The following is a 6,314-nucleotide window of genomic DNA, read 5'->3' on the forward strand; positions in this document are numbered from 1 at the left end:
TTCTTAATATGATGGCGTTTGCGCTTATTATGTTTGTGAGGCATTTGTTAATAATTAAAGTGGTAGGCTCTATGTAAGAGAATAACGGATCATATAATGATTGCCCACCTGTTGATTATTTGAGCGCTGCAACAAAGCCTATCGCATGAGGTCTGACTATTCTGAGGCCAAAAAATATCTTGATCGCTGTATGGATCTTTGCCCTGAAAATGACAAAGGAACACTTGAAGACATTTACGTCGAACGTATACATTTACTTGAACAAGTTGACAAACCCGCTGCAATTGCTTTAGCAAAAGCTAACAAAAACCAATACCATAAAAAGTCAGCTGAATACATTGTGTCAGATGTGGTTATTGCTGAGGAAAAAGACCCTGACGACCGATTCAGAACTTTAGTCAGGCTAGAGAAAAAAGCTAGAAAACTAAAACACTTCACCTTAGCGAACAATATTGTATTTACGCTCAACCAGGAGAGAAGTAACGTTGATAAGATCAAGAATCTGACTACTGCACTTGAGTCAGAAAAAAGCAGTTATAACTACTGCCGAGCAACAATTTATAAGAATCAAGCGCTAGTAGAAAGTAATCTGTTTCAACGTATTAAAGAGCAAGACATTCAAGATTTGTCATACATCTACAATTATCTATTCAGACAAAAGTTTGATACCTTGTTTGTTAAGTGTCACAAACTCCTTTGGGATATTGCAGCCTACCGCCAACGGGGGGATATCATCACAATGATCTATATCAGAGGAACCATTGTTTGGAGACTGAACGATGATTCCGAAAACGAGCAGAAATATGAAAAGCTCATACAAGACTTCGATTATCCGAGTTTAGTTAATCGCTTGGTTTATAAAGCCTAGTCATTCGTTTTTCAAAAAGCCCACTTGCTAAAATACTCTTGGGCTTTTTGTGTTCAACTAACTCATTTGCCAAAGGGAGGGCTATCAAATTTCATAAGCGCCCTTTAACTACACTATTCCCACTTTTGTAGTGAACATCATCGAACATAAACGAATCCGTATTCGGCTAATTTAGAAAAGCCCCTGAAAATCAGTTATAGCCTAGCAATGCCTGCGTACCGAAGCCCAGTTTGGCCTATTTAACATAACGACAAATTGTGTACATCGCGAAAAGCGACTCACGGCATTTTCAGCGCGAAAGGCTTAAAACCCTGTGTTATCTCGCTCAAAAAGCGGTAAATAATGGCCTACAAAAAGTGGTGAAATTCACCACTTTTGCATTTTGGGGCGTTGAGGCTGATATTGCAGTCAAGTTGTTATTTTCTGAATTTTCGCGGTTGAACATACTTCAACAAGATAAAACTGTGGCAGCGGAAATTTCGGCGTTTACGGCATAGCCTTACTAAATGATCACATCTATGATGAAGCAAAAAAGGCAACCATAGGCTACCTTATTGTTTCTGCTTGCACGATTTTAGGTTCACAGCATAAACACCACATAAACCTATGAACCTCGTCTATAAGGTTCTATCTTTGGTTGCCAGGTGGTTGATTGCCCCGCGAGTTCTTCTCTTACTTTTTCTCTGATTTTTATTCTTTTAGCCTTGGAAATTTTTTCAACTTTTAATTTTTCTTCTGTCATTTTAGTTCTAGCTTCTCTGATTCCGAATTAACTTGATTGCCAGCAGTTGGTCAAGCCCACTCCTGACCTGTAGTGCAAGAAAATAGAGTTCCGTAATACAACTCCCTAATTTTACAAATAATAAAAAAAATCATCAACTTGATCTTATAGCTTCGAGGGGACAATGAAAAAGCAAACCGAGATAAAACAAGATAACCAAGATAAACTAGGATAAACTAGGATAAACTAAGATAAACTAAGATAAACCAAGATAAACCTTGCTATCCAAGTTTATCTTAGTTATCCTAATTAAAGTCAATCACATAAATGGATAGTTTAATGAAACTTATTAGCGTGTGGAGTCGAAAAGGGGGGGCATCAAAAACTACACTAGCCCTCAATTTAGCAGGACTTGCCTCCTCAAAAGGTTTAAAGGTATTACTTATTGATGATGATCCTCAAGGTTCATCTACTTGGTTAGCTGAACGCGGTCGCTTACCATTTGAAGTCATGAGTAGCTGGCCTAATGAACGACCAACAGAATTTGATGTCGTTTTTGTAGATTACCCACCTAGAACAGATGATACCCCCGCAGGTGATACGGTAATTATTCCCTACAGACCGACAGCTTTAGATTTTTCCGCAGTGTCTTCATTCATTACAAAATTATCAGAAACTAAAAAAGTCATAGAGGTTGTTACTCAATTAGATAGACGACTTAAAGAACCCATGGAGTTCGCCATAGATAAGAAATCAAAAGGGGCACATTGGATGGTGAATAGATCTGTTTACCAAAGAGCGGCATCAGAGGCTACTACTGTTTTCGATCCTAATTTTTCAAATATAAGCGGCTCTAGAGAAGCTAGAACAGAACTAGAGATAATTTTTAGAGAGGCTATGAATGAGTAATGACCCATGGGCAAGAAATGAATCCGCCGTATTCGGAGACGAACAAAATACCATATCAAAAAAACCAGGGCCTAAACCCAATCTGATTAAAAGAAAAATGTCAGGTTTTAGAGTAACAGACCACGAAAAAAAAATTATAAATGACACACACATGCTTGTTTTAGGCATAGATCCAACCATAGTTAAAGGTCAATCAATATCTGCGGCATTAATGATTTTTAGTAAATTATTGAAAGAGGAACCAGTGAAAACAAAATCGATGTTAAAGGAACTGATTGATATAAACGAGAATATAAATATAGATGACGCAAACAGAGATAAACAGAGATAAACAGAGATAAACAGAGATAAACAGAGATAATTTTAATGTGGTCGGTGAAGATGTGCAAATCTACACCGACCTGTAACACTACAAACCTAGAGAAATAAGAAATGCTACAGAAAGAGTATATCGCAATCGGAAAAGGTCGTCTAATTGACTTACCCAAAATGCCAGCAGGTGAGCTATTCCAATGGCTAGCAACTAAACCAACTTGGATACAGGCTAGGGTGGTCAAACAATTACAACTTAACAACTCACATTAGTTAAGCAATGTTCGCAATCCATTTCCACTTAACTTACTAAAAAATTGGGCGCTCTTGGTAAGTAACGTCACAATCCAAAAATAGGGACGGTTCGGAACCGCCCCTATGTTCGTTAGTCTCTTACTTCGTAGGCAAGAATAACGTTAAGAAACATCGTACCGTTACGGTACTCCACTTTACACAAATCATCTCTAATGAGTGCCAGCGCAGCTAACAGAGTGAAACACACGATAGCTAGACTCAAAGTAGTTGTTTTTCTTTTCGGCATATCTTGCCCCTTAAAGTAAAAGAGGCTACTATTTGTATTGCTAGATACATCGTAGGCCTCATTGTTAATGGATTTTAACTTTGGGGCTTTCGTCTATCTGGCCGTTACAAAACTATGCTCTTGCCAAATAGCCAAGAGCACCCGCATGAAGTTTACCACTTGTATTATCATTCCCGCTAATGCTTTTTCTTTAAAGAATGGTTTCACCATTCTATTCAATAATCACTCTTGAAATCGTTACACAATCAACACTGCTTGCTTCGATTTTGCCTTTTCTTTCTGCCAGACAGTCGCGTAGCGACAAGCGTCGCAGACAAACCCGCTATACAGAAACAAATGAAGCCTAACGGTCGGTTAGACAAAATATCCTTTCAGAGCTGCTTTTAAATCATGTCCCCTAGCTTTAGCTAGGAAATGGACATTTCATTTTTGCTTGTTGTCTTTAAAGATCTTTTTATCTTTCATCCTTTAAAAGCTTGTAACCCTCAAAAGAAAAAGATTTTAAGCCTAAAGATCACAATTAACTTTGCAGTCTCGATTTGTACTTTAATTTATTCTGAAAAAAAACATCAATCACTTTAAATAGACAGTGTGCCAACCAAAAAACATGAGGAATACAAAATGTAGAGAGAGTTAAGCAGCACATTTCTACTCGTTTAGGAGCAATATACCGCGCTCAGACACGACAAAACTCGGCAAGTAAGCCGATATAGGTCATTTTGATAAATTGCTTTAGAGCTAATTAGGTGGTACGTGGTAAGTTTCACGTACATGGTGAGAAGTGATCAGTTCGAGCAAGCGTTGGCATGGCTCAACCACTTTCATGTTCTTACGAAGCGTACCGTCCATTCGGTAACGTGAATTAGGATAACGCGGCTTTTGCTTAAAGGATTTACCTTTCGCTTTCAAATCGGCTTCATGCTTTGCAGCTCCGTTACGAACGGACAAACGGGAAGCGCCGAGCATATCTAACAACCCTTTAGATAGAACCTTGTAACTTGCTTCTGCATGAAACATAGCTGCGTGGCCATCTTCATAAATAGCCACAGTATCGCTTTGCAGATAACCACATTGGACTAATTTATTGATATAAAAATACCAGGTTGATTCGGCGATATAGACACCATGCCTAAGTGCAACTTCCATTCTCAGCTCATCATGGGTGAGGTTCTTACCGTCTTTACGAGTAGCTATAACAATCATGCCATTCGCAATATTACAATTAACCACAAACGCAGAAAGCATCAAACTAAGAATGACCTTAGAGCGATCTTGCAATGTTCCACGGTATAAGCCGTCACTATGCTCAAGAAATTCTTCTCTATGAGGCAGTACCTTTGCTTGTCTCAATAATGTTTTAACGTAATCGGGAAGTCTTGCACTCTTGAATCCACTGAATGACGCGACTTTAGCTTGAAACCCAACGGCCTTACCGCTTTTATGAACTCGATCGGCCGTTTCTTGGATTTCAGCATTAACTTTGTCACGTTTAGCTTTGCGTGCTTTTTTTAGGCGTTTAGTTTCATCAACGACAGTGTAAGCTTGTCCGTCTGGTATTTCAAAGTCGAAAGCATTCGCATCATCATAAGACGACAACGGCGGAAGTTCAGAGCAATGCTCATCACACTCAATGGTTGAAAAGAGTGTCTCTAGGTTAGCGTGTTGCATTAGACACACTCACAATAGGCATACTAGATCGCAAAAGGATCGGCATGTCATATTGAATGTATCTAGACCTACAAAGGGATTGATGCTGCAATATGCAGCTATAGCGCTGTTGGGTTTTCATAAATAAATTCTCATCGATTTTTGGGGATGTTTGGGTCACTAATCCAAACAAGAAATTCAATGTAATCGATCTAACAACAAAGATCAACGATCTATGCAAACCATTTATCAAATGACAAACGCAAAAAAACCGGCACGATGAGGAGCCGGTTTTTTTGTCGAATGCTTTTAAATCAGGTAGTGGCCTGACACATTCTAGTTTCGAAAAATACACTACATAGAAAACTATGTAGTAGCGTGCTATGTAATGCACTTTCACTTCAAAACCTAAAACAATTCTACATCAACAATGAAACCACTGCAAGAAAAACATAATTCATACGATTAACTTTTCTTGTCCGAACTCTTTGAAAAACTTGAATTTAAAGCCCCTACCACTACAGATGTAACACTTTGATTAATATCGTTTTCTATTACTTCTTTTATCTTTTCATGAAGTACAACAGGGCACCTGAATGTTACCAACACAGTTTTAGATGATGTCGCTGGATTGTATTTTTTTTTCATAAGTTATTGACCACAAAACTGTAATACAGTAATTTATTCTGTATTACAGTGGCATTTTATTAGTTCGCTCTTAAATCATGATAAATGATTATATTTAAACTATAAAGAAGTAAGTTTATGGCACACCCAAAGAGTAACGAAGCAAACATAAAAGAAATTTTTCCTAATTTAACTCCTAAACAACTGAGTATATTAATAGAATTTTCGTTAGGACGAACCCCATCCCAACTAAAAGAGTTAGAAAATTGCTCTAGAACCTCTATTGAAAAACATTTATCTAATCTAAGACATAATTTTGGATGCTCATCAACAGGTGAGCTACGAACTGTTTTTTTAAACAATATTTTGATGGAAATATTAATAAACTTAAAAAACAAATAAATACACATTGTCAAGTTAGGATTTTGACAACTTGATACCTTATTATTTTAGATTATTATTCCCCCAAGTTTTGCGAGCCGTACACGAAAAACCAACCCACTTAGGAATGAACTGCTCAAAGAACTTGTATTACTTAGCGCTAATCACGCTCGCTCTTTAACATCTCTGGACCATGAACGACTAACCCAAGCTATAAGCTTGATTAGGTCACTCCTAGAACCCTGCGAGGGAGGTCAGTAATTCGCGGGAAACAGACCTGTGATAGAAAGCATAACCTTATATGGTTG

The 6,314-nt window shown here is 37.8% G+C and carries 8 protein-coding genes; 5 read left to right on the forward strand and 3 right to left on the reverse strand.

What is annotated here, in order from left to right:
* Positions 1–145 precede the first annotated feature (145 nt).
* The gene (locus tag L2748_RS22730; RefSeq protein ID WP_220783354.1) at positions 146–868 is read left to right on the forward strand and encodes a hypothetical protein; all 723 of its coding nucleotides are present in this window, start codon (positions 146–148) and stop codon (positions 866–868) included.
* Positions 869–1,125: 257 nt separating this feature from the next.
* On the forward strand, positions 1,126–1,365 hold the full coding sequence (locus tag L2748_RS22735; protein ID WP_220783355.1) for a hypothetical protein: 240 nt from the start codon (positions 1,126–1,128) through the stop codon (positions 1,363–1,365).
* A 107-nt stretch (positions 1,366–1,472) separates the two neighbouring features.
* On the opposite strand, the gene L2748_RS22740 is transcribed toward L2748_RS22735, so the two are convergent.
* Positions 1,473–1,610 carry a hypothetical protein gene (locus tag L2748_RS22740; protein ID WP_220783356.1) on the reverse strand — a complete coding sequence of 46 codons (138 nt, stop codon included), beginning with the start codon at positions 1,608–1,610 and terminating at the stop codon, positions 1,473–1,475.
* A 318-nt stretch (positions 1,611–1,928) separates the two neighbouring features.
* Between L2748_RS22740 and L2748_RS22745 the strand changes: the two genes are divergently transcribed.
* Together L2748_RS22745 and L2748_RS22750 are read left to right on the forward strand one after the other, a co-directional pair.
* The gene (locus L2748_RS22745; RefSeq protein ID WP_220783357.1) at positions 1,929–2,498 is read left to right on the forward strand and encodes a ParA family protein; all 570 of its coding nucleotides are present in this window, start codon (positions 1,929–1,931) and stop codon (positions 2,496–2,498) included.
* Entirely contained in the window at positions 2,491–2,829 is a 339-nt protein-coding gene (locus L2748_RS22750; RefSeq protein WP_220783358.1) for a hypothetical protein, read from the forward strand. Before L2748_RS22745 ends, L2748_RS22750 begins: the two co-directional genes overlap by 8 nt.
* 366 nt (positions 2,830–3,195) lie before the next feature.
* Here L2748_RS22750 and L2748_RS22755 read toward each other — a convergent pair whose 3' ends face one another.
* Together L2748_RS22755 and L2748_RS22760 are read right to left on the reverse strand one after the other, a co-directional pair.
* On the reverse strand, positions 3,196–3,351 hold the full coding sequence (locus L2748_RS22755; RefSeq protein WP_220783359.1) for a Hok/Gef family protein: 156 nt from the start codon (positions 3,349–3,351) through the stop codon (positions 3,196–3,198).
* A gap of 738 nt (positions 3,352–4,089) precedes the next feature.
* Complete coding sequence (locus tag L2748_RS22760) at positions 4,090–5,019, reverse strand: hypothetical protein (protein WP_220783360.1); 930 nt, start codon at positions 5,017–5,019, stop codon at positions 4,090–4,092.
* A gap of 744 nt (positions 5,020–5,763) precedes the next feature.
* Here L2748_RS22760 and L2748_RS22765 point away from each other — a divergent pair.
* The gene (locus L2748_RS22765) at positions 5,764–6,027 is read left to right on the forward strand and encodes a helix-turn-helix transcriptional regulator (protein ID WP_220783361.1); all 264 of its coding nucleotides are present in this window, start codon (positions 5,764–5,766) and stop codon (positions 6,025–6,027) included.
* Positions 6,028–6,314: the final 287 nt, after the last annotated feature.

This window comes from Shewanella sairae (genome assembly GCF_023283535.1).
Lineage (GTDB): Bacteria > Pseudomonadota > Gammaproteobacteria > Enterobacterales > Shewanellaceae > Shewanella > Shewanella sairae.

Bases quoted from the DNA above. Each gene is read 5' to 3' on its own strand.
- L2748_RS22730 (WP_220783354.1), top strand. From the start codon at position 146: ATGAGGTCTGACTATTCTGAGGCCAAAAAATATCTTGATCGCTGTATG.
- L2748_RS22740 (WP_220783356.1), bottom strand. From the start codon at position 1,610: ATGACAGAAGAAAAATTAAAAGTTGAAAAAATTTCCAAGGCTAAAAGA.
- L2748_RS22745 (WP_220783357.1), top strand. From the start codon at position 1,929: ATGAAACTTATTAGCGTGTGGAGTCGAAAAGGGGGGGCATCAAAAACT.
- L2748_RS22750 (WP_220783358.1), top strand. From the start codon at position 2,491: ATGAGTAATGACCCATGGGCAAGAAATGAATCCGCCGTATTCGGAGAC.
- L2748_RS22755 (WP_220783359.1), bottom strand. From the start codon at position 3,351: ATGCCGAAAAGAAAAACAACTACTTTGAGTCTAGCTATCGTGTGTTTC.
- L2748_RS22760 (WP_220783360.1), bottom strand. From the start codon at position 5,019: ATGCAACACGCTAACCTAGAGACACTCTTTTCAACCATTGAGTGTGAT.
- L2748_RS22765 (WP_220783361.1), top strand. From the start codon at position 5,764: ATGGCACACCCAAAGAGTAACGAAGCAAACATAAAAGAAATTTTTCCT.